The sequence below is a fragment of the Streptomyces sp. NPDC038135 genome (assembly GCF_055601245.1).
Genome location: NZ_JBVJXS010000002.1, coordinates 1 through 22,817, shown reverse-complemented (window position 1 = coordinate 22,817; position 22,817 = coordinate 1). Strand labels below are relative to the sequence as shown.

19 protein-coding genes and 1 rRNA gene are annotated in these 22,817 nt (G+C 72.3%); 9 read left to right on the top strand and 11 right to left on the bottom strand.

What is annotated here, in order from left to right:
• Window positions 1-275 precede the first annotated feature (275 nt).
• A complete protein-coding gene (locus tag ACZ7JA_RS04485) occupies window positions 276-842 on the top strand; it encodes a DJ-1/PfpI family protein (protein ID WP_351665369.1) in 567 nt (188 codons plus the stop codon).
• Between the two features lie 40 nt (window positions 843-882).
• Here ACZ7JA_RS04485 and ACZ7JA_RS04480 read toward each other — a convergent pair whose 3' ends face one another.
• A complete protein-coding gene (locus ACZ7JA_RS04480) occupies window positions 883-1,548 on the bottom strand; it encodes an HAD family hydrolase (RefSeq protein ID WP_470807168.1) in 666 nt (221 codons plus the stop codon).
• Window positions 1,549-1,626: 78 nt separating this feature from the next.
• On the bottom strand, window positions 1,627-2,139 hold the full coding sequence (locus tag ACZ7JA_RS04475) for a DUF6912 family protein (protein WP_351665373.1): 513 nt from the start codon (window positions 2,137-2,139) through the stop codon (window positions 1,627-1,629).
• Window positions 2,140-2,430: 291 nt separating this feature from the next.
• Between ACZ7JA_RS04475 and ACZ7JA_RS04470 the strand changes: the two genes are divergently transcribed.
• Window positions 2,431-2,904 (top strand): Rv3235 family protein, encoded by a 474-nt coding sequence (locus ACZ7JA_RS04470; RefSeq protein ID WP_389306216.1) that lies wholly within the window; start codon window positions 2,431-2,433, stop codon window positions 2,902-2,904.
• Between the two features lie 124 nt (window positions 2,905-3,028).
• On the opposite strand, the gene secA is transcribed toward ACZ7JA_RS04470, so the two are convergent.
• Window positions 3,029-5,839, bottom strand: coding sequence for a preprotein translocase subunit SecA (secA, locus tag ACZ7JA_RS04465; RefSeq protein WP_351665377.1), 2,811 nt, complete (start codon window positions 5,837-5,839; stop codon window positions 3,029-3,031).
• A 252-nt stretch (window positions 5,840-6,091) separates the two neighbouring features.
• On the opposite strand from secA, the gene ACZ7JA_RS04460 reads away from it, so the two are divergent.
• Both ACZ7JA_RS04460 and ACZ7JA_RS04455 read left to right on the top strand, forming a co-directional pair.
• Window positions 6,092-6,664: a GNAT family N-acetyltransferase gene (locus tag ACZ7JA_RS04460; RefSeq protein ID WP_351665379.1), complete on the top strand. Its 573-nt coding sequence runs from the start codon at window positions 6,092-6,094 to the stop codon at window positions 6,662-6,664.
• Between the two features lie 63 nt (window positions 6,665-6,727).
• Complete coding sequence (locus ACZ7JA_RS04455; protein WP_470807159.1) at window positions 6,728-7,927, top strand: winged helix-turn-helix domain-containing protein; 1,200 nt, start codon at window positions 6,728-6,730, stop codon at window positions 7,925-7,927.
• 6 nt (window positions 7,928-7,933) lie between these two features.
• Here the strand turns inward: ACZ7JA_RS04455 and ACZ7JA_RS04450 are convergent, their stop codons facing one another.
• From ACZ7JA_RS04450 to mtnA, 7 genes are all read right to left on the bottom strand, one after another.
• The gene (locus ACZ7JA_RS04450; protein WP_470807158.1) at window positions 7,934-8,680 is read right to left on the bottom strand and encodes a response regulator; all 747 of its coding nucleotides are present in this window, start codon (window positions 8,678-8,680) and stop codon (window positions 7,934-7,936) included.
• A 204-nt stretch (window positions 8,681-8,884) separates the two neighbouring features.
• Complete coding sequence (hpf, locus tag ACZ7JA_RS04445) at window positions 8,885-9,577, bottom strand: ribosome hibernation-promoting factor, HPF/YfiA family (protein WP_389306309.1); 693 nt, start codon at window positions 9,575-9,577, stop codon at window positions 8,885-8,887.
• Window positions 9,578-9,891: 314 nt separating this feature from the next.
• On the bottom strand, window positions 9,892-10,758 hold the full coding sequence (locus ACZ7JA_RS04440) for a ComF family protein (RefSeq protein WP_389306211.1): 867 nt from the start codon (window positions 10,756-10,758) through the stop codon (window positions 9,892-9,894).
• 79 nt (window positions 10,759-10,837) lie between these two features.
• Window positions 10,838-12,673 carry an LpqB family beta-propeller domain-containing protein gene (locus ACZ7JA_RS04435; RefSeq protein ID WP_351665389.1) on the bottom strand — a complete coding sequence of 612 codons (1,836 nt, stop codon included), beginning with the start codon at window positions 12,671-12,673 and terminating at the stop codon, window positions 10,838-10,840.
• The gene (gene mtrB / locus ACZ7JA_RS04430) at window positions 12,663-14,759 is read right to left on the bottom strand and encodes an MtrAB system histidine kinase MtrB (RefSeq protein ID WP_470807156.1); all 2,097 of its coding nucleotides are present in this window, start codon (window positions 14,757-14,759) and stop codon (window positions 12,663-12,665) included. Before mtrB ends, ACZ7JA_RS04435 begins: the two co-directional genes overlap by 11 nt.
• Before the next feature lies 1 nt (window position 14,760).
• The gene (gene mtrA / locus ACZ7JA_RS04425) at window positions 14,761-15,450 is read right to left on the bottom strand and encodes a two-component system response regulator MtrA (protein WP_202485207.1); all 690 of its coding nucleotides are present in this window, start codon (window positions 15,448-15,450) and stop codon (window positions 14,761-14,763) included.
• Window positions 15,451-15,703: 253 nt separating this feature from the next.
• Window positions 15,704-16,846 carry an S-methyl-5-thioribose-1-phosphate isomerase gene (gene mtnA / locus ACZ7JA_RS04420; RefSeq protein ID WP_351665394.1) on the bottom strand — a complete coding sequence of 381 codons (1,143 nt, stop codon included), beginning with the start codon at window positions 16,844-16,846 and terminating at the stop codon, window positions 15,704-15,706.
• 140 nt (window positions 16,847-16,986) lie between these two features.
• Here mtnA and ACZ7JA_RS04415 point away from each other — a divergent pair, with 140 nt between their 5' ends.
• Genes ACZ7JA_RS04415 through ACZ7JA_RS04395 form a run of 5 tightly spaced genes read left to right on the top strand, consistent with a single transcriptional unit; the run spans window position 16,987 to window position 22,633 of the window.
• Window positions 16,987-18,351, top strand: a complete 1,365-nt coding sequence (locus tag ACZ7JA_RS04415) for a DUF7847 domain-containing protein (protein ID WP_470807153.1) — start codon at window positions 16,987-16,989, stop codon at window positions 18,349-18,351.
• Between the two features lie 4 nt (window positions 18,352-18,355).
• The gene (locus tag ACZ7JA_RS04410) at window positions 18,356-19,141 is read left to right on the top strand and encodes a DUF4129 domain-containing protein (RefSeq protein ID WP_470807152.1); all 786 of its coding nucleotides are present in this window, start codon (window positions 18,356-18,358) and stop codon (window positions 19,139-19,141) included.
• A complete protein-coding gene (locus ACZ7JA_RS04405) occupies window positions 19,138-20,334 on the top strand; it encodes a DUF4350 domain-containing protein (protein ID WP_470807151.1) in 1,197 nt (398 codons plus the stop codon). The genes ACZ7JA_RS04410 and ACZ7JA_RS04405 overlap by 4 nt, the downstream gene beginning before the upstream one ends.
• Entirely contained in the window at window positions 20,334-21,323 is a 990-nt protein-coding gene (locus ACZ7JA_RS04400; RefSeq protein ID WP_470807705.1) for an AAA family ATPase, read from the top strand. Before ACZ7JA_RS04405 ends, ACZ7JA_RS04400 begins: the two co-directional genes overlap by 1 nt.
• Window positions 21,323-22,633 (top strand): DUF58 domain-containing protein, encoded by a 1,311-nt coding sequence (locus ACZ7JA_RS04395; protein WP_470807150.1) that lies wholly within the window; start codon window positions 21,323-21,325, stop codon window positions 22,631-22,633. Before ACZ7JA_RS04400 ends, ACZ7JA_RS04395 begins: the two co-directional genes overlap by 1 nt.
• Before the next feature lie 93 nt (window positions 22,634-22,726).
• Here the strand turns inward: ACZ7JA_RS04395 and rrf are convergent.
• A 5S ribosomal RNA gene (gene rrf / locus ACZ7JA_RS04390) occupies window positions 22,727-22,817 on the bottom strand; the annotation flags it as partial.

Genomic DNA, 22,817 nt, shown 5'->3' with positions numbered 1-22,817 from the left:
GGGGGTCGTCATGAGCCGTATGTGTACAAAACCGGGGGGTGAAGTTTGACGTTCTGCACAGGGGTGGGCCGGGGACAGGTGACGTATCCGGCGGCCGGGCGTGGCGCCGCGCCGGCGCGGGACCGGCGGGCCGGGCGCACCGGGTCGCGTCGCGGTCCGGCGGGCCGCACCCTGAAAGCGACGGGCCCTCTTGGCAAGCGCGCCGGGTACGGGCACCTTGCCCAGGACAGCGCCCGTCCCCGCGCAGGGGGGCCGTGCCCGCCCAGGAGGCCGACATGCCCGCGAAGATCCTCATCATCACCGGCGACGCAGCGGAGTCCCTCGAGGTCCTCTACCCCTACCAGCGTCTGCGCGAGGAAGGCTACGACGTCCACGTCGCGGCCCCGACCCGCAAGACGCTCCGCTTCGTCGTCCACGACTTCGAGCCCGGCTTCGACACCTACACCGAGAAACCCGGCTACACCTGGCCCGCCGACCTCGCCTTCGCCGAGGTCGACCCCGGTGAGTACGCGGCCCTCGTCATCCCCGGCGGCCGCGCTCCCGAGTATCTGCGCAACGATCCCGAGCTGCGCAAGATCCTCAAGGCGTTCTTCGACGCGGACAAGCCGGTCGCGCAGATCTGCCACGGCCCGCTGCTCACCGCCGCCGTCGACAGCCTCAGCGGCCGCAGGGTCACCGCCTATCCCGCACTGGAACTCGACATGCAGGCCGCCGGGGCCCACTTCGAGGACGCCGAGACGGTGGTCGACGGCACCCTGGTCTCGGCCCGCGCCTGGCCGGACCACCCGGCCTGGATGCGGGAGTTCATCACGGTGCTGCGGTCCAAGGCCCCGGTGACGTGACGACCGTCCCGCCGTAGCGCGGGGGCGCCGCCGGCTCCGCTCACGCCGCTATTCGCTGCGCCTCCGCGACCGCCTCGGCCAGCGTGTCCACCACCGGGGCCCCGGCCTCCTCGAGGCTGGCCCTGCTGTGCGACCCGCCGGTGTACAGCACCGCCCGCGCCCCCACGTGCCGTGCGGCCACCGCGTCGTCCGCCGCGTCGCCGATCACCACGGTCCGCGTGGCCCGCACCCCGGTCAGCGCCTCCAGGTGCCGCACCATGTGCTCGGCCTTGCTGCCTCCGGACGGCCCCGTGCGCCCGTCCACCCGCAGGAAGTGCGCCTCGATGCCGAGGCCGCGCACCAGCGGCACCAGCTCCTCGTGGCCGTACATGCTCAGCAGCGACTGGCTGTTCCCCTCGGACCGCCAGCCGGCGAGGAGCTCGGCCGCCCCCTCGGTGAGACCGCACCGCACCCGGTGCTCCGTGTAGTACCGGTGGAAGACGCCGTCCATCAGCTCCCACTCGGCGTCCGTGGGCAACCGCCCGAGCAGCCGCTCGTAGAACCGCGGCACCGGTACGCAGTACAGCGCCCGGTACTGCTCAAGCGTGATCGGCGCCAGCCCCAGCTCGGCGAAGGCCGCGTTCGTCGCCCCGATGATCGCGTCATTGTCGTGGAAGAGGGTTCCGTTCCAGTCCCAGACGATGTGCGCGCCTGCGTGCATCCCCATGTCCAAGACCGTACCCGCACCCACTGACAATGAGGACCCACCGGCCATCAAGGACGGTCCGGGTACGGGCAGCCTTTCTCAGGCCCGGTCCACCAGGTTGGGGATCTCCTGGGTGGCGTACCAGAGCAGCTCGTGGTCCTCGGCCCCGTCCACGACGAACTGCGCGTCGTCGTCCCCGCCGTCGGCCGCCTCCAGCGCCGCCGCGGCGGCCGTCACGTCCTCCTCCGCGTCACCGGCGTCGACGTGCACCGCGGCCGCCTTGGCGAGCGGCACCGCGCCGCTCACCGTCACCTCGCCGAGCGAGGCCTGGTCGAGCGCACGGTCCGGGTCCGCCGAGACCGCGCCGTCGGCCACGTCGACCGCGACCACGACCCGGCGCCGCGCGGCACCGGAGTCCCGCGCCAGCAGTCGCAGCGAGGCCAGCGCGGCCCGGCTGAGCGCCGCGTACTCCAGCTCCTCGATGTCGTCCGAGACGTACCACTCGCGCAGCCCGGGCGTGACGCCGTACGCGACGAAGGGGCCGCTCCCCAGCTCACCGGTCTTGTGCGCCTCGGCGAGACCGGGGAGGGTCAGGGGGACGTAGACGCGCATGGCTGGCCGCACTTTCCTGGTCGTCCGACGGGCCTTCAGGATACGTGCGCCCGTCCCCTTTCGAGTCCCCGCCCACACCCCCGGCGGCGTCCACCCGGCGCCTCGCACCTCACCCGGTGGCACCGCCCGTCCACCGGCTTCCCGGGGGTCCGCATCACCCGGATAAGTGAACCTGCGCGGCCCTCGCCACGCCCCCGGCGTTCCTTGCGATGCCGGCCTCCGCCCCCGTACAAGATCCCCACCAGCGAGTTACCGCCCGGTACGTTCCGGGCCCGCAGAACGGGGACACCCATGAACAAGGTCATGAGCCGCGGCACCGCTCAGCCCCGGCCGCGTCACCGCCCTCCGACCCGGCACGACTCCCGTCGCCCGGGCGGCGCGCCGCCCCGCAACCCGGTCCGCGGCCGGGCCGCCACAGCGCCCGTGACGGCCGTGGCGCAACCCCGCCCCACCGACGTCTTCGCCGACCGCCTGCTGGCCGTTCTCAGCGGCCAGCGGCCCGTCCACTGGATGCTCCGGCACACCGTGGGACGCGCCTACGACGAGCTCGCCCGGCTGGCCGAACGGGGACCGCTGCGCACCCGCGGCACCCGTCCCGTCGTCCGCGACATCGGCTACTACGTCCCCCGCGCCGGCGCCCTGGAGGTCTTCGCCCGCATCGCCGCCGGCGACCACCTGCGCGCCATGGCCTTCCGCCTGGAACAGGGCCCGGACCACCGCTGGCGCTGCACAGCAGTGGAACTCGGCCCCAGGCCCCGCGCCTAGCCCCCGAGCCGCGTAGCTGCGGGCATGCGTGCCGCACCCCGCAGGCGCGCCACAAAGAACAAGGGGCCAGGCTCCCGAAAGGAACCTGGCCCCAAGTCACCAGCTGAAGCCCCGCAGGGACCCCCTACTTCTTACGACGCCGCCCGCCCTTGGCCTGCCGACGCCGCTCCGCCCGCGTAAGACCGTCGGACTCGGAGCGAACCGGCTCGTCGTCCTCGAGGTCCCGCTCCAGGATGCCGCCCTCACCGTCCACGGTCGGCGCGGAGAAGTGCAGCTCCCGCCGCTGCGGCACGTCCAGCCCCTTGGCCCGGATCTCCGGACGCGCGCCCGCCTGAGCCGGCACGTGGTCCTGGACACCCTCGGCGACCGGCGCGGCCTCCTCGACCGGCACCTCCTCGACCTGCTGCTCGACCTGGACCTCCAGGTTGAACAGGTAGCCGACGGACTCCTCCTTGATGCCCTCCATCATGGCGGTGAACATGTCGAAGCCCTCGCGCTGGTACTCGACCAGCGGGTCCTTCTGCGCCATCGCGCGCAGGCCGATGCCCTCCTGGAGGTAGTCCATCTCGTAGAGGTGCTCGCGCCACTTGCGGTCCAGGACCGACAGCACGACCCGCCGCTCCAGCTCACGCATGATCTCGGAGCCGAGCTGCGTCTCACGGGAGGCGTACTGCTCGTGGATGTCGTCCTTGATGGACTCGGAGATGAACTCGGCGGTCAGACCGGCCCGGTCACCGGCCGCGTCCTCCAGCTCCTCGACGGTGATCTTCACCGGGTAGAGCTGCTTGAAGGCGCCCCACAGCCGGTCCAGGTCCCAGTCCTCGGGGAAGCCCTCGGCGGTCTCCGCGCCGACGTACGCGTCGATCGTGTCGTCCATGAAGTGCTGGATCTGCTCCTGCAGGTCCTCGCCCTCCAGGACGCGGCGGCGCTCGCCGTAGATGACCTCGCGCTGCCGGTTGAGCACCTCGTCGTACTTCAGGACGTTCTTACGGGTCTCGAAGTTCTGCTGCTCGACCTGCGACTGCGCGGACGCGATCGCCCGCGTGACCATCTTGTTCTCGATCGGCACGTCGTCCGGCACGTTCGCCATCGACATCACGCGCTCGACCATCTGGGCCTTGAACAGGCGCATCAGGTCGTCGCCGAGGGAGAGGTAGAAGCGGGACTCGCCGGGGTCGCCCTGACGGCCGGAACGACCGCGCAGCTGGTTGTCGATACGGCGCGACTCGTGCCGCTCCGTGCCCAGCACGTACAGCCCGCCGAGCTCCTCGACCTCTTCCTTCTCGGCCCGGACCGCCTGCTCGGCCTTCTCCAGGGCGGCGGGCAGCGCGTGCGCCCACTCCTCGATGTGCTCCTCGGGGTCGAGGCCGCGCTGCCGCAGCTCCGCCTCGGCGAGGTCCTCGGGGTTGCCGCCGAGCTTGATGTCGGTACCACGGCCGGCCATGTTGGTGGCCACCGTCACGGCGCCCCTGCGGCCGGCCTGTGCGACGATCGACGCCTCACGCTCGTGGTGCTTGGCGTTCAGCACCTCGTGCTGGATGCCGCGCTTGCTGAGCTGCTGGGACAGGTACTCCGACTTCTCGACGGACGTCGTGCCGACGAGGATCGGCTGGCCCTTCTCGTGCTTCTCGGCGATGTCGTCGACGACCGCCTCGAACTTGGCCACCTCGGTGCGGTAGATCAGGTCGGACTGGTCCTTGCGGACCATCGGCTTGTTGGTCGGGATCGGGACGACGCCGAGCTTGTAGATCTGGTGGAACTCGGCGGCCTCGGTCATCGCCGTACCGGTCATGCCGGAGAGCTTGTTGTAGAGGCGGAAGAAGTTCTGCAGGGTGATCGTGGCGAGCGTCTGGTTCTCGTCCTTGATGTCCACCCCTTCCTTCGCCTCGATCGCCTGGTGCATGCCCTCGTTGTAGCGGCGGCCGGCGAGGATACGGCCGGTGTGCTCGTCGACGATCATGACCTCGCCGTCGATGACGACGTAGTCCTTGTCCTTCTTGAACAGTTCCTTGGCCTTGATGGCGTTGTTCAGGTAGCCCACGAGCGGGGTGTTCACCGACTCGTAGAGGTTGTCGATGCCCAGCCAGTCCTCGACCTTGCTGACACCGGACTCGTGGATGGCGACCGTGCGCTTCTTCTCGTCGACGTCGTAGTCGCCGGTCTCCTCCATGCCCTTGAGCGGGTTGCCGGCCTCGCCGCGCTTGAGGCGGAGGACGAGCTTGGCGAAGTCGCCGTACCACTTGGTGGCCTGATCGGCCGGGCCGGAGATGATCAGCGGCGTACGGGCCTCGTCGACGAGGATGGAGTCGACCTCGTCGACGATGGCGAAGTTGTGGCCGCGCTGGACGAGCTCGTCCTGGGACCACGCCATGTTGTCGCGCAGGTAGTCGAAGCCGAACTCGTTGTTCGTGCCGTAGGTGATGTCGCACGCGTACTGCTCGCGACGCTGGGCCGGCGTCATGTTGGCGAGGATGCAGCCGACCTCGAGGCCGAGGAACTTGTGGACGCGACCCATCATCTCGGAGTCGCGCTCGGCCAGGTAGTCGTTGACGGTGATGAGGTGCACGCCGTCGCCGGACAGGGCGTTCAGGTAGGCGGGCAGCGTGCCGACGAGGGTCTTGCCCTCACCGGTCTTCATCTCCGCCACGTAGCCGAGGTGGAGCGCGGCGCCGCCCATCAGCTGCACGTCGTAGTGCCGCTGGCCGAGGACGCGCTTGGCCGCCTCGCGGACGGTGGCGAACGCCTCCGGGAGGAGGTCGTCCAGGCTCTCACCATCGGCGTACCGCTGCTTGTACTCCTCGGTGAGGCCACGCAGCTCGGCGTCGGAGAGGTCGACGAAGTCCTCTTCGATGGAGTTGACCTGGTCCGCGATGCGGTGCAGCTTGCGCAGGATCTTGCCTTCGCCTGCACGCATGATCTTCGAGAGGACGGACACGGGGGCTGGTCTCCTTGCCGGTCGGGCCTGGGACGGTCGGGTTTCCTTCTGACGTACTGAGCAACGGCCATCGTATGCGAGGACCCGGCTGCGCCGGGAGGCCTGGCGGCGCGACTGCTGCTTCACCATGGACAACGGGCGGCCATCACGGATAGTGCCGCACCGCGTCAGGGATTTGCGCGAAATGTGACCGTCCGCTCACGCACGGCCGAACAGCTGGCGCGTCGGGTGCCGTCCGCCCAGAATCGGCCGATGGAACCCGTCACGCTCACCACCGACCGTCTCCTGCTGCGCACTGTCGGTCCCGACGACACCGAGGCGGTGTACCGGGCCGCCCAGGATCCGGACATGCAGCGCTGGATCTCCCAGTTCCCGTCGCCCTATCTGCGTGAGCACGCCGAGGGTTTCACCGGCCGGATGGTGCCCGACGGCTGGGCCTGCGACTCGATGTACACCTTCGGCCTCTTCCTTCCCGGCGGGGAGCTGGCGGGGATGCTGGCCATCACGATGCGCGCGCTGGGCGTCGGCGAGGTCGGCTTCTGGGCCGTCCGGGAGCACCGCGGCCGCGGATACGTCACGGAGGCCACGCTCGCCGCCGCCCGCTGGGCCTTCACCGCTCTGTGCGTCGACCGCCTGGAGTGGCGCGCGGAGGTCGGCAACGCGGCCTCGCGCGCGGTGGCCGAGCGCGCCGGTTTCACCGTCGAGGGCACCCTGCGCTCGGGCGTCAACAACAAGGGGGTGCGGCGCGACTGCTGGGTGGGGTCCCTGCTCCCCTCGGACCTGGGCCTGCCGTCGACGGCTCCCTACCTGCCCGCGCGCGGCTGACCGCACCTTGGCGAAACCGCAGCTCGCGCCCCGTTGTCAGTGGCGGCCTCTATCGTCCGCAGCATGACGACCCTGCCGCGCCCCACCACCACCCTCACCGCGGACGACGCCCGCCGCATCGCCCTGCGGGCCCAGGGCTTCCTCGGCGCGCCCGACCGGCGGGCCGGAGTCCGGGGCGTGCTCCGCCGTCTCGGCGCGGTCCAGCTCGACACCATCTCGGTGCTCGCCCGTTCCCACGAGCTGATCCCGTACGCGCGCCTGGGCGCGGTCGGCCGCGGGACCGTCGAGACCGCCTACTGGAAGACATCCGCGGCGGGCAAGGCCGCGGCCCCCCACGCCTTCGAGTACTGGTCGCACGCCGCGTGCATCCTCCCGGTCGAGGAGTGGCCGCACTTCGCGTTCCGCCGGCGCGCCTACCGCAACCGCCCGCACTGGAACCACCAGTTGCCCGACGGGGTGTACGACCAGGTCGTCAAGCAGCTGCGCGCGGAGGGCCCGCTCACGGCCACGGACCTGGGCGGCGCGAAGCGGACGAGCGACTGGTGGGACTGGTCCGGCACCAAGGTCGCGGTCGAACGCGCCCTGATGTACGGCGAGGTGGTGTGTGTGGAGCGCCGCGGCTGGAAGCGGGTCTACGACCTGGCCGAACGGGCGATCCCGGCCGCGTTGTTGCACGACGAGCTGGACGACGCCGAGTGCGTGCGCCGTCTGGTCCGGCTGGCCGGTGAGGCCCTGGGCGTCGGCACGCGCGCGGACATCGCCGACTACCACCGTCTCAAGGGCGAGCAGGTCGACGCGGTGATCGCCGACTCGGGTCTGGTGCCGGTCGAGGTGGCGGGCTGGTCCAAGCCGGCCTGGGCGGATCCGGCCGCTCTCGCCGCGCCGCCGCGCGGCCGGCACCGCACCACCCTGCTCTCCCCGTTCGACTCGCTGATCTGGGAGCGGGCGCGCACGGAGCGGATCTTCGGCTTCACCCACCGGCTCGAGGCCTACGTACCCAAGCCGAAGCGGATCCACGGCTACTTCGCGATGCCGGTGCTGGCGGGCGGCCGGCTGGTCGGCCGCGTCGACCCGGCCCGTGAGGGCCGCACGCTGGTGGCCCGGCAGGTCACGCTGGACGGGGCGAAGGCGGTCCCGGCGGTGGCCGAGGCGCTGGTCGAGGCGGCGAGCTGGGTGGACTGCACGGACGTCCGGGTGGAGCGCGTGGAGGCGCCCGAGCTGCGTGAGCCCCTCAGCAGGGAGCTCGCCGTTCTGCTCGGCTGAGGCCGTCTAGCGGATTTCGAGGATCTTCTCCCGCATCGCGTAGACCACCGCTTCCATCCGGGAGTGCAGCTGCAGCTTCTCCAGGATGTTGCGCACGTGGTTCTTCACGGTGTTCTCGGAGATGAACAGTTCCTTGGCGATGTCGCGGTTGTTCATCCCGGTGGCGACGAGCTTGAGGACCTCCAGCTCGCGATCGGTCAGCCGGGGCGCCGGCACCAGCCGGCGCTCGTCGGTGCGCTGGATCATCGACTTGAACTCGGTGAGGAGCTTGGAGGCCATGGACGGGCTGATCTGCGACTGCCCGTCGGCCACCGCGCGGATGGCGGTGGCCACCTCGTCCGTCGAGATCTCCTTGAGGAGGTATCCGGTCGCGCCCGCCTTGATCGCGTCGTAGAGGTCGGCCTCCTCGTCGCTGATCGTCAGCATGATGATCTTCGCGCTGGGGGCGACCTCCTTGATGGAGGTGCAGGCCTCGATCCCGCCGCGTTTGGGCATCCGCACGTCCATCAGCACGATGTCGGGCAGCAGGTCCGCGGCCTTGTCCACGGCCTCGGCGCCGTCGCCCGCCTCGCCGACGACCTGGATGTCCTCCTCGGCCGCGAGCACGATCTCCAGGCCGCGGCGGAACAGGGCGTGGTCGTCGACCACCAGGACCCTGATCGGTTCCTTGCGCGGAGCGTCCGTGTCCTGGTCCGTTCCGACGAGACCGTCATGGGCGTCGGCGCCCCGCATCGGTCCGAAGGTGTCCGCCATCGTTCCTCCCCCTGAAGGCTGTGGCCTGTGGTCCTGTGCCATCGCCAACCCAAGGCAACGGCCCACCGGTTGGGCCGGTGCGGCCATGATTCCATGCCCGGACGTCACCGAGGTGACGAGCGGGGCGCCCAGTGGGCGCACACCGGTGCCCCTGGGGGCGCACGCGCGCTTCCAGGGGCACCGGCTCAGCTTGTGCCGGGTGGATCAGCCACCCAGCGTGCCGCCCGCCGCGGGCGGTTGCGCCTCAGCGACCATCGGGTCGGTGCTGAGGTGGATGACGCCGTAGTCGTAGGCGTGCCGCCGGTAGACGACACTCGGCTCCTTCGTCTCGGAGTCGACGAACAAGTAGAAGTCGTGGCCGACCAGTTCCATCTCGTAGAGGGCCTGGTCGAGGCTCATCGGGGAGGCGACGTGGGTCTTCTCGCGGACGACGAGGGGGCCTTCGCCCTTGACCTCGAGCGAGCCGATCCTCTTCGTCGGCACTCCTTCCGTGTCTTCCTCGTGGACGGGCATGCCGTTGCCGTTGAGCGTCGCCGCGCCGGGGACGTGGTCGGCGACCTCGGCCGCCGGGATCCGGCGTGCGCCACGGCGCGAGAACCGCTTGTCGTGCTGCTTGCGCAGCCTCGCGTCCAGTTTCTCCGCCGCCAGATCGAGTGCCGCATACGGGTCACTGGCCGCTGCCTCCGCCCGGATCACCGGACCGCGGGAGCGGAGGGTGATCTCCACTCGGTCGCAACGGTCGGCCTGACGAGGGTTGGGCTCCTTGGACACCTCGACGTCGAGGCTGATCACCTTGCCATCGAGCTTCTGGATCTTCTCCAGCTTCAGCTTCTCGGCCACGTGCTTGCGGAACCGCTCGGGCACCTCGGTCTTGCGGCCCTTGACGACGATGTCCACGCAGAACTCCGTTCCCGGATCGCTCCGCTCCATCGGCGGAGCATCTCCCTTTTGCACCAGATCCCGGTGAGCACCGGAACCTCGGACTCGGTGACGTCCACCTCCTCCTCCCCCATGGGCGAGATCTCCACCCCACCGGCGCGGGTCAATACGGAAAACCCGCTGCACGGCATTCCGATTGAAGAGGTGTGGCCTGCGCCTTTCCTCACAACCGAACATATCTCGCCCGGACGGATGTCGTCACCCTCTACTGCGGCGTACCTCCGTTCAGGTGAATTAACCCCGTTACTACCTGCAACGATGCAGCTTCGCGGTCAGTTCCGGCTTATTTCGAAAGAATCCCGAGGGGCGGCGATCACGGCCGCGCGGAGCGTCTCTCCGACGGCGTTCCAGGCCGTATTTTCCGGTGCATCATGCACCCACCGCTCCTTCTCCGATCGAGCTCCGATCCGTCGTTCCTCCCTACCTTCCCGGGTTGCGGCCGCGTACACAGCGGTTGCGCCATCGCGGTGGATTACGGCCACCTCCCGCAGGGCCCGCGCCGCCTCCGCGAGGCTCGCACCGGTCGTGACCAGGTCGTCGACGAGCACCACCCGGCCTCCCACCAGCAGCCGGGCCCCGCCCGGGGTCACCTCCAGCGCGCCCGCGAGGTTCGCCAGGCGCCGGCGCGCGTCGAGCCCCGCCTGGTCCGCCACCGCACGCCGCTGCCGCAGCACGGCGGCCACCCGTGCCGGTGTCCCGGTGCGCCGCAGCTCCCCGGCCGCCGCGAACGCCGTCCGCCGCACCGGATCGTGTCCGCGTGCCCGCACGGCCCGGCGGGCGGAGGGCACGGGCACCAGCAGCACGGTCGCCGGCCCGCCCACCGGCGGCCCGGCGCCGCGACCGGCCGGTCCGAGACCCACGCGCACGGCTCCCGCCAGGGCGGCGCCCAGCACCCCCGCGAGCGCGAGCGCGCCCCGCTCCTTGTGGGCGAGGAGCAGCTCCCGCACCGCTCCCCCGTAGGGAGCCGCCGCGTGCACCACCGGCAGCCCGGGCGGCTCGGGCAGCGGCCGCACCCGGCGTGGCGGGGTCGCCCCCAGGAGGCTTCGGCAGCGCGGGCACAGCGCCGTACGAGGTGCCCCGCAGCCCGCGCAGTCGGTCGGCAGCACCAGGTCGGTGAGGTCCCGCCACCACCCCCGCATGGGCACAACTGTGCCGAGGTCCGGGACCGCCCGCCACCCCTGTGGACAACGCCCTGTGGACAACCCGGGACGGCCCGCGTCAGCCCGGGTAGACCGGTGCCGTCCCGTCCTTGTCCACCTTCTGCCACTGCGCGCCCGACGGCAGCCGCACGACCCCGTCGTCCTCCGAGTACGCGACCAGCGGCGCTCGCTCGTCCTCGGACGCGGCGATCGCCATCACGCCGGACAGGGCCGCGGGCGCGGGACCGTCCAGGGTGGAGCCGTCGACCTGCACGTACCGCATCTGGTGCACACCGCCCTGTTCGAGGCCGACGGCGACCAGCCGGCTGTCCCCCGCCCAGGCCATGGCGGTGATCTGCTCCAGATCGGGTGCGGCGGAACGCAGTTCGACGACCGCGGGGCTCTCCCCGGACTCCTCGTCGCGCGCGATCCGGCCGATGAGCAGCGACTGCTTGCCGTCCTTCTCCACGACCAGCGCGACCCGCGCCCCGTCGGCCGCCACCCGCACGTCCCTGATGCGTCCGGGCAGGTCGGGGACGGTGACCCGGACCGGTTTGCCGACGCCCTGCTCCACCACGTACAGCTTGGGATCGCGCGGGTCGCGGTCGGCCACCCACAGGTCGCCGCCGGCGTCCCAGCTCGGCGTGGTGAGCCGGTCGTCCGCGTTCAGCGCCTGGCTGCTGACCACCGGGCCGCCGAGCGAACCGTCCGGCTCCAGCGAGGTCACGTACAGGTTCCTGCCGTCGGCGCCGATCCCGGCGACGGTGCGCTCGTCCCGCGAGACGGCCACCGACCGCAGCTGCCGCTCGCCCCGGCCCAGCGGGCCCGGCACCGGGACGGCACTGGTCCCGGTACCGAGGGTGGGCAGCCGCACCAGCCGGTGCTTGCCGTCGAGGAAGTAGAGGTTGTCGGGGCGCTGCGCCGAGGCGTGCCAGGCGGCGGACTCCGCGTCCCCCTCCCGCAGGTCGCACAGCCGGTGTCCGCCCGGGCCCTGCAGCTCGACCGCGTCCAGCGTCGGCGTCAGGTTCCGCAGCGTGAAGAGCAGCTGGGTCGCCATCTCCGTGCACCGGGCGGACCCGACCTTGGAGGCCCTGGCGTTCAGCGGCACCGTCAGCCTGTTCTGGTCGTCCGGCGCGAGCCCCGACACGCCCTTCCGCAGGTCCGTACCGGTCGGGAAGCTGGACCTGACGACCGGCCTGAGCCAGGTGCTGGGACCAGTCAGCAGCGACCGGACCACCTGGGTCATCGGGTCCACCTTGCTGCGGACGAACACCGGGTCGGCGACCGCGACCGGCTGCCCGGTCGTCCTGACCGTCGTGGAAGAGGCGAAGTAGTACTTGTTGACGGACGTGTAGTTGCGCTGGAAGTCCGTCTTGCCCATGACGACGCCCTGGGGCAAGGAGTCGATGCGCCACTCCCCGCTCTTGGCGTCCTTGATGAGGTGCACCCGGTTGCGGTAGGCCCCGTCGGCGGGCGCGTAGGCCTGCTCTCCGTCAACGGTGGCGACCCGGGTGCCCGCGAGGACGTAGGTGAGCGTGTCCCCTGCCTCCCGGCCGGCCGGCTGGTGGTCGGCCACCACGCTCGGCCCGTTCGCCAGGACCGTGGCCGACTGCTCCGGCCGCCAGGTGCGCGCGGCGTCGGTCGTCAGGTACTTGCGCGCGGTGTCGTACTCCGGGTCGTCGCTGGTCAGCGCCTCGAGGAAGCCCTGCATGATCTCGCTGGGCTCGGCGTTCTCGGCGGGCGGCATGGCGAACACGCGCACGCCCGTGTCCTGCCGCGGCGTGGACTCGACGTCCCGCAGATCCCCGCTGTCGGGCATCGACGCGCATCCGGACAGCAGAACGGCCCCGCAGACTGCGTAGGCCACCGCGCGTCCCGGCCGGTGCCGGGCGCCCCCCTCGCGGTCATCGCCCACGAAATGCCTCCCCTGGCTCGGTCGCGTCCTCGGGCCCGGCCTGTTCCGGACGGCCCGCGTCTGGGTCTGCCGCCTGCCGCGGATCCCGCCTGTCCTCGGTACGCGGTGGCCCGGCCGGCCGGGGCACCACGCGCGCGCCGTTGCCGTTGCCGGGCAGCGCGCTCGGGTCGACTGCGGGCGTCGCCGTGGCGAGCCCCGAGGCGCGCGCGGGCAGCGGCGGTACCCGGCCGCCGCCGCCCGGCTGCACCGGCACGGTCGCCCGCTTCTCCTCGCTCCCGCGGGTCAGGCCCGCGTCGTCGAGTCCGCGGTTGCGCCGCGAGTCCTTGGGCTCCAGCGGTATCGGCGAGCCCCGCAGGGGTTCGTCCGCGGTGCGCGGCAGGGTCAGCCGGAACTGGGAGCCGCCGCCCGGCTCGCCCCAGGCCTGGAGCCAGCCGCCGTGCAGTCGGGCGTCCTCCAGGGCGATCGACAGGCCGAGGCCGGTACCGCCGGTGGTACGCGCGCGTGCCGGGTCGGCCCGCCAGAAGCGGCTGAAGACCCGGGTCGCCTCTCCGGGCTTGAGACCCACGCCGTAGTCGCGCACCGCGACGGCGACGGCCCCGCCCGCGGCGGCGAGCCGGACGACGACGTCCTTGCCCTCGCCGTGCTCGACGGCGTTGACGACGAGGTTGCGCAGGACGCGCTCCACCCGCCGGGCGTCGGCCTCCGCGACGACGGGCTGCTGGTCGCCGGCCACGCGGATGCGGGTGCCCTTGCGCTCGGCGAGCGGCTCGGCTCCGCCGACCACCCGGCGCACCACTTCCCGCAGGTCCACCGGCTCGGCCTCCAGCGCCGCAGCGCCCGCGTCGAAACGGCTGATCTCCAGCAGGTCCGCGAGCAGCGACTCGAACCGGTCGAGCTGGTCGGCGAGCAGTTCGGCCGACCGGGCGGTCACCGGGTCGAAGTCCTCGCGCGCCTCGTGGATGACGTCGGCGGCCATCCGCACGGTCGTCAGCGGGGTGCGCAGCTCGTGCGAGACGTCGGAGACGAACCGCCGCTGCATCCGCGACAGGTCCTCCATCTGCTGGATCTTCACCTGCAGGTTCTGCGCCATCTTGTTGAAGGCCTCGCCCAGACGGGCGATGTCGTCCTCGCCGGTGACCTTCATCCGCTCCTGCAGCCGCCCGGCGGACAGCCGTTCCGCGATCCCGGCCGCCATACGCACCGGCGTGACGACCTGCCGCACCACCAGCCAGGCGATCGCTCCGAGGAGTACGACGACGAAGAGGCCCGCGGTCGCGAGCGTGCCCTTGACCAGGCTCAGGGACTTCTCCTCCTGCGTGAGCGGGAAGAGGTAGTACAGCTCGTAGGGGTGGCCGTTGGGGTCGTTGACCTGCTTGCCGATGACCAGCGCCGGCTGGGAGTCCTTGGCGTTGGAGTAGACGATCCGGGTGTAGCTCTGGGCGGCCGTCGTACTGCTGTTGACGCGGTCGCGCAGGTCGGCGGGCACGCTGGAGGACGGGTTGACGTTCCCGGAGCCGCGCGGACTGCGACCGCCCCCGCTGTCGTCGCCCACGGGCAGCGTCACGACGTCGAACGCGCCGGCTCCGCCGCTGGACAGCGATTCGACGAGGTCGCTCATCCACTGGATGACGTTCTGCGACTGCCGTCCGTCGGTGGTGTCGGCGTCGTCACCGGACGCCGGGGCCGTGCCGGCGCCGCCGACGGCCTCGTCGGCCTTCTGCTTGGCCACCGCGAAGCCGCCGGTGGCCTGGCTCTGCGACGCCTTGACCTTCGCGTCGAGCAGACCATTGCGCACCTGCCCGATGACGACGAAGCCCAGCAGCAGAACGACGCCCAGCGACATCAGCAGGGTCGTGGCGACGACCCTGAGCTGGATGTTGCGCCGCCACAGCCGCATGACGGGCAGCAGCGGACGCCGGACCCAGCGCATGAACAGACGGAGGACCGGACTGCCCTGGACCCCGCCCTGCAGCAGCCCGCCCTCGAAGAGGCGTCCCCAGCGCGAACCCGCCGTCTTCCGGCCGACAGGCCGCTCCGGACGGGTCCCGGACCGGCCGGGGGCCGAAGCGGCACTGTCACCGGACATGTCAGCTCGGTCCTGCCTTGTATCCGACACCACGGACGGTCACCACGATCTCCGGCCGCTCCGGGTCCTTCTCGACCTTGGAGCGCAGCCGCTGGACGTGCACGTTGACGAGCCGCGTGTCCGCGGCGTGCCGGTAGCCCCACACCTGCTCGAGCAGCACCTCGCGGGTGAACACCTGCCACGGCTTGCGGGCGAGCGCGACCAGCAGATCGAACTCGAGCGGGGTCAGCGCGATCGACTGCCCGTCGCGCTTCACCGAGTGCCCGGCCACGTCGATCACCAGGTCACCGATGGTGAGCTGCTCCGGCGCCGGCTCCTCCGACCTCCGCAGCCGCGCCCGGATACGGGCCACCAGCTCCTTCGGCTTGAACGGCTTCACGATGTAGTCGTCAGCGCCGGACTCCAGGCCCACGACGACGTCGACGGTGTCGCTCTTGGCCGTGAGCATCACGATCGGCACCCCGGACTCCGCCCGGATCAGGCGGCACACCTCGATGCCGTCCCGGCCGGGCAGCATCAGGTCCAGCAGCACCAGATCGGGCTTGGACTCCCGGAAAGCGGCCAGCGCCTTGTCGCCGTCGGCTACGAAAGACGGCTCAAAACCTTCACCACGCAGCACGATCCCGAGCATCTCGGCCAGTGCGCTGTCGTCGTCGACGACAAGGACTCGTCCCTTCATAAACGACATCATCCCATTCTTGTAACGACGACAGAGGCGCAGGTGAGGGAGCTCACTGCCCCGTGACGATAGTCGTACCCGACCGTCACTGTCTGCCCCGGCGCCGCCGTTCCCGCGGCCGGACCCGCCGATCGGGCCGCGGTCGGCGTCCGGCCCCCGGTCGGGGGCGGGGCGGATCCGGCATGGTGGTCCCGGCCGGTACCGGCCCCCTGCCCCGCGCCTCACGGCAGGGCGGAGGGGGCCGCCACTCAGGTCGCTCCGTCGCTCAGCCGGACGTCACCTGGCGCGACCGCGCGCACAGTTCAGCGAGCGACCCGGCCGTCACGGGTGAGACCACGCCTTCCTCGGTGACGATCGCCGTCACCAGCTCCGGCGGCGTCACGTCGAACGCCGGGTTGTACGCCTGGGTCCCCAGGGGCGCCACCGCGATGCCGCCACCGGCTCCCGCCACCGGCATCTGCGGGGCCAGGATGTCGGTCACCTCGTACCCGGGGCGCTGCTCGACCTCGATGGACGCCCCGTCCGCAGTGCCGGGATCCACCGTCGTCACCGGCGCCACCACGATGAAGGGCACATGGTGGTACCGGGCGAGCACTGCGAGCGGATAGCTCCCCACCTTGTTCGCCACCGAACCGTCGGCCGCGATCCGGTCCGCGCCGACCAGCACCGCGTCCACCTCACCCGCCGCGAACAGCGACCCGGCCGCGTTGTCGGTGAGCAGGGTGTACGCCATCCCGCGCCGCGCCGCCTCGTACGCCGTCAGGCGCGCGCCCTGCAGCAGCGGACGCGTCTCGTCCACCCACAGCCTGCGCAGCCGCCCCTCCCGGTGAGCGGCGAGGGCCACCGCGAACGCCGTCCCCTCCCCGCCCGAGACCAGCGACCCGGTGTTGCAGTGGGTCAGGATGCGGTGCCCGCCGCCGGGCAGCAGCTCGTCCAGCAACGCGAGCCCGTGCACCGCCATCCGCCCGCTGGCCTCGGCGTCCTCCTGGTGCAGGCGGCGTGCCGTGGCCAGCGCCGCCATCGCCGCCGCCGTCGGGTCGCCGGTGGTGGCGAGCGCCTCGCGATGGGCGGACGCCGCCCTGTGCACCCCGAGGGACAGGTTCACGGCGGTGGGCCGGGCGCTCTCGAGCGCCGCCGCGGCCTCCTCGACGCCGAAGCCCCGCGCGGCGGCGAGCGCGACGCCGTACGCCCCGGCGATCCCGAGCAGCGGTGCCCCGCGCACGGCCAGCGAGCGGATCGCCTCCACCAGCGCCGGTGCGTCCGTGCACACCAGCTCGACCTCCTCGGCCGGCAGCCTCGTCTGGTCGAGGAGGACCACCACGGGGCCTTCCGGCGGTTCCTCCCATCGGATCGCAGGTATCTCGGCCGGCCGCTTGTCCTCGCCGGATTGCGCGTACTGATCAGCCATGCGGTCAGTCTGCCCCGGAACCGGCGGACAATTGAAGGAGTCCAGCGCCTACCGCGGCCGGTCGTCCGACCACCACCCCATGGCACGATGTCTGCCAACCTGCCGCCGCGTCCGCGGACGGGCACCGTGAAGGAGCTTCGATGACTGACACTCCGGGCTGGGCCTCGCCCGGATCCGCCCCGTCGCCCGACGGGCGGGAACCCGGCGCGTCCGGCCCCGCCGAGCCCGCCGACCGCCCTGGCCCCGCCGAGCCCGCCGCACAGCCGGGCCCGGACACGCAGGCGCCGGGCGCGAAGTGGTCCAACGAGCAGCCCCCGCCCGGCCAGTGGTCCGCGCCCACGGGCGCACCGAGTCCCGGCCAGGCTCCGCCGCCACCGCCGCCGCCCGGCATGGGCTGGGGCGGCGGCCCCGGGGGAGGCCGGTACGGCGGCCCGCCCGGCGGTTACGGCGCTCCCGGCGGCTACGGCGCGGCCTGGGGCGGCGGCTGGGGCGGGCCCCCGCCCGCGGCCAAGCCCGGCGTGATCCCGCTGCGCCCGCTCGGCGTCGGCGAGATCCTCGACGGCGCCGTCTCCACCATGCGCACCCACTGGCGCACGGTTCTCGGCATCTCGCTGACGGTCGCGGTGGTCACCCAGCTCGGCCTGATCCTGCTGCAGGGCCTCCTGCTGAACGACAGCGCGACCGCCGACGCCCTCAGCGACCCCAGCGCCTCCGGAAGCGAGATACTCCGGGCGCTCGGCACGCTCATGACCGGCACCTTCGTCGTCGCCGTGATCTCCGTCATCGGCTCCATCGTCGCGACCGCCCTGCTGACGACCGTCACCAGCCGCGCCGTTCTCGGCAGGCCGGTCACCACCGGCGAGGCCTGGCGGGACGCCCGTTCCCAGGTGCCCAAGCTGTTCGGCCTCCTCATCCTGCTCGGCCTCATCTCCGCCGGCGTGATGTTCGGCGGCGCTCTGCCCGGCATCATCGTCCTCGCCCTCGGCGGGAACGAGGGAGCCGGCATCGCCCTGCTGATCCTCGGCATGCTGGCCGCGCTCGTCGTCGCGATCTGGCTGACCGTCCGCTTCTCCCTCGCCTCGCCCGCACTGATGCTGGAGCGGCAGGGCATCGTGAAGTCGATGAGCCGCTCCGCGAAGCTGGTCCGCGGCTCGTGGTGGCGCGTGCTGGGCATCCAGATGCTGGCCGGGCTCATCGCCAACATCGTCTCGTCGCTCGTCGTCATCCCCTTCGCCCTCATCGCCGGCGCCACCGCAGGCGGGGGCATGGCCACGTTCTTCACCACCGGCGCCCAGAACGCCGGCTGGACCTTCCTGATCATCAGCGGCATCGGCTCGGTGATCGGCGCCATGATCACGCTGCCGATCACCGCCGGCGTCACCGTGCTGCTGTACATCGACCAGCGCATCCGCCGCGAGGCCCTCGACATCGAGCTGGCCCGCGCCGCCGGTGTCCAGGGAGACGGCCCCGCCACCCCTGCCCCCGGCCCCGTACCGGGGAGCTGATGCGGTGAACCTGACGGGGGGAGTTCTCACGGCGGTACCGGCGCTGCCGGGCGCCGCCGGATCGGCCGTACGCGGCCTGCTGGGCGTCACAGCCCGCGCCGGCGTCCTGACGGCCGGCGGTTCGGGCGACGAGCCGCCGGTCACCATCCCGCGCGACCCGGCGCGGGAAGCGGCGCGCCGCGAACTGTCCAAGCGGATGTACCACGAGAACGATCCCGGGCTGGTCCAGCGGGCCCTGAACGCCTTCTGGGACTGGGCCGGCCACCTGCTGGACACCGCGGCGTCCGCGACGCCCGGCGGGGCGCTCGGCCTCGTCGTGGTGGTCGTGGTCGTCGTGGCCGTCCTGGCCGCCCTCTGGTGGCGCCTGGGCACCCCGCGCCGCACCCCCGTCTCCGCCGCCGCCCTGTTCGACGACCGCCCCCGCAGCGCCGCCGAACACCGGGCGGCCGGCGAGGCGCACGCCGCCCAGGGCCACTGGAGCCAGGCCGTCCAGGAACGCATGCGGGCCATCGTCCGCTCCCTGGAGGAGCGGGCCCTGCTCGACGTGCGCCCCGGCCGCACCGCGGACGAGGCCGCCGCCGAGGCCGGCCGCACCCTCCCCGCGCACTCCGACCGGCTGCGCTCCGCCGCCCGGGAGTTCGACGACGTCACGTACGGCGGCCGCCGTTCCGACGAGCAGGCGTACCGGCGCATCGCCGAACTCGACCGCGACCTGGAACGCAACAGGCCCGACCTGACGAAGAGCGCCACCGGCACGGCCCACGGCGCCCGCCAGGGGGTCGCCGAATGAGTACCGGGACCTCGCTGCCGGCCACCTCGGCATCGCCCACCGCCCGCCACGTCTGGACCCGCTCGCGAGGCATCGCACTCGCCGTACTGCTGGTCCTGGTCGCGGCCGTGGCGATCGCCGCCGTCCGCTCCCAGACCCGCCACGGCGCGCTCGACCCGCGCTCGGCCGACCCCTACGGCAGCCGGGCGGTCGCCGAACTCCTCGCCGACCGGGGCGTCTCCACGCGCGTCGTCACCACACTCGGCGCGGCACGCGCCGCGGCCGGACCGAACACCACGCTCCTGGTCGCCGTACCCGACCTGCTGACCCACCGGCAACAGACCCGGCTGCACTCCGCCACCGCGGCCTCCGGCGGACGCACCGTCCTCGTCGCGGCCGGCGGCTGGTCCGTCGAACGGCTCGTGCCCGGGGTCACCGCGGACCCCGCCACCAGCACGGACTCGACGCTCGCACCCGGCTGCGCCCTTCCCGAAGCCCGGCGCGCGGGCAGCGCCGACACCGGCGGCATCCGCTACACCACCACCCACCTGGGCGCCGACTCCTGCTACCCCAGCGAACGCCTCGCCACCCTGCTCCGCGTCCCGGCGAAATCCGGAAGCGGCGACACCGTGGTGCTCGGCGCGCCCGACATCCTCTACAACAAGCGCCTCGACGAGCAGGGCAACGCCTCGCTCGCCCTCCAGCTCCTCGGTTCCCGTCCCCATCTGGTCTGGTACCTCCCCTCGCTCTCCGACGGCTCGGCCGCCGACTCCGGCGACCAGAAGACGTTTCTCGACCTGCTTCCGTCCGGCTGGCTCTGGGGCACCCTGCAGCTGTTCGTCGCCGCCGTGCTCGCCGCGTTCTGGCGGGCACGCCGGTTCGGGCCGCTCGTGCCCGAGAACCTCCCCGTCGCCATCCGCGCCTCCGAGACCGCCGAAGGCCGCGCCCGCCTCTACCGGAAGGCCGACGCCCGCGACCGCGCGGCCGCGGCGCTCCGCGCGGCCACCCGCACGCGTCTCGCCCCGCTCGTAGGCGTCCCCGCCGCCCAGGCGCACGCACCTGAAGCCCTGCTCCCCGCCCTGTCCGCCCAACTCCACGGCGACGGGAAGAACCTGCACCCCCTGCTGTTCGGACCGCCCCCCGGCGACGACACGGCCCTCATCGCACTCACCGACCAACTCGACGCCCTCGAAAGAGAGGTTCGCCGTTCATGATGGACCCGACCACTGACAACGCCGGGACCACCGGGGACCCGGACGCGGCCCGAGCCTCCCTCGAAGCCCTGCGCGCCGAGATCGCCAAAGCCGTGGTCGGCCAGGACCCCGCCGTGACCGGCCTCGTCGTCGCCCTCCTGTGCCGCGGACACGTTCTGCTGGAAGGAGTCCCCGGGGTCGCCAAGACGTTGCTCGTCCGCGCACTCGCGTCCGCGCTGGAACTCGACACGAAGCGGGTCCAGTTCACCCCCGACCTGATGCCGAGCGACGTCACCGGCTCCCTGGTCTACGACACGCGGAGCGCCGAGTTCTCCTTCCAGCCCGGCCCGGTCTTCACGAACCTGCTGCTCGCGGACGAGATCAACCGCACCCCTCCCAAGACCCAGTCCTCCCTCCTGGAAGCCATGGAGGAACGCCAGGTGACGGTGGACGGCACACCACGCCCGCTCCCCGACCCGTTCCTCGTCGCCGCGACCCAGAACCCGGTGGAGTACGAGGGCACCTACCCCCTCCCCGAGGCCCAGCTCGACCGCTTCCTGCTCAAGCTGACCATCCCGTTGCCCTCGCGCCAGGACGAGATCGACGTCCTGACCCGCCACGCCGCCGGCTTCAACCCGCGCGACCTGCGCGCCGCCGGCGTACGCCCGGTCGCCGGCCCGGCCGCCCTGGAGGCGGCCCGCGCCGCGGTCGCCAAGACGAGCATCTCCCCCGAGATCACCGCCTACGTGGTCGACATCTGCCGCGCCACCCGCGAGTCGCCCTCCCTCACCCTCGGCGTCTCCCCGCGCGGCGCGACCGCCCTATTGGCGACCTCACGCGCCTGGGCCTGGCTGACCGGCCGCGACTACGTCACCCCCGACGACGTCAAGGCCCTCGCCCTGCCCACCCTGCGCCACCGGATCCAGCTCCGGCCCGAGGCCGAGATGGAGGGCGTGGCCACCGACTCCGTCATCAACGCCATCCTCGCCCACGTCCCGGTCCCCCGCTGATGGCCGTCACCGGACGCGCCGCCCTCCTGGCGGCCCTCGGCTCGATCCCCGTCGGCATCCTGGAGCCGGGCTGGACCGGCATCATCGCCGTCAACGGCTCCGTCGCCCTGGCCTGCGCCTGCGACTTCGCCCTGGCGGCTCCGGTACGACGGCTCGGCCTGTCCCGCTCCGGCGACACCTCCGCACGCCTCGGCGAGACCGCCGACGTCACTCTCACCGTCACCAACCCGACCAGCCGCCCCTTGCGGGCGCGCCTGAGGGACGCATGGCCCCCCAGCAGCTGGCAGCCCGGGACCGAGGGCGAGGGCTCACGGCACCGCGTCACCGTGCCGGCCGGCGAACGCCGCCGCGTCACGACCCGACTGCGCCCCACCCGGCGCGGCGACCGCCAGGCAGACCGCGTCACGATCCGCTCCTACGGCCCGCTCGGTCTCTTCTCCCGCCAGGGCACGCACAAGGTTCCCTGGACGGTGCGGGTCCTGCCTCCGTTCACCAGCCGCAAGCACCTGCCGTCCAAGCTCGCCCGACTGCGCGAGCTCGACGGTCGCACCAGCGTGCTGACCCGGGGCGAGGGCACCGAGTTCGACAGCCTGCGGGAGTACGTCCCCGGTGACGACACCCGCTCGATCGACTGGCGCGCCACCGCCCGGCAGTCCGCGGTCGCGGTGCGCACCTGGCGCCCCGAGCGCGACCGTCACATCCTCCTGGTCCTCGACACCGGCCGCACCTCCGCCGGCCGCGTGGGTGACGTCCCCCGTCTGGACGCCTCGATGGACGCGGCACTGCTTCTGGCGGCGCTCGCCTCCCGAGCCGGCGACCGCGTCCAACTCCTGGCCTACGACCGCCGAGTACGGGCCCGGGTCCAGGGCCGCGCCGCCGGCGACGTCCTGCCGTCCTTGGTCAACGCGCTGGCCACGCTGGAACCGGAACTCGTGGAAACGGATGCGCGCGGCCTGACGGCGACCGCTCTGCGTACGGCCCCGCGCCGCTCCCTGATCGTGCTGCTCACGACGCTCGACCCGGCTCCTGTGGAACAGGGCCTGCTGCCGGTGCTTCCGCAACTCACCCAGCGGCATACGGTTCTGGTGGCCTCAGTGGCCGATCCCCATATCGCGCGAATGGCGCAGGCCCGAGGGAACGCGGAGGCCGTGTACGAGGCCGCTGCCGGGGCGCAGGCGCAGGCCGAACGGCAGCGCACGGCTGAGCAGTTGCGTCGGCACGGCGTGACCGTAGTGGACGAGACGCCCGACGAACTGGCTCCGGCATTGGCGGACGCCTATCTGGCTCTTAAGGCGGCCGGCCGTCTCTGACCCTCGCATCTCTTCGGTCCCCTCGGGGACCTGAAAAGGTCCGGAACGCAGAAAACCCCCGCATCTTTCGATGCGGGGGTTTTCCCAATAATTGTTCGGCGGCGTCCTACTCTCCCACAGGGTCCCCCCTGCAGTACCATCGGCGCTGTGAGGCTTAGCTTCCGGGTTCGGAATGTAACCGGGC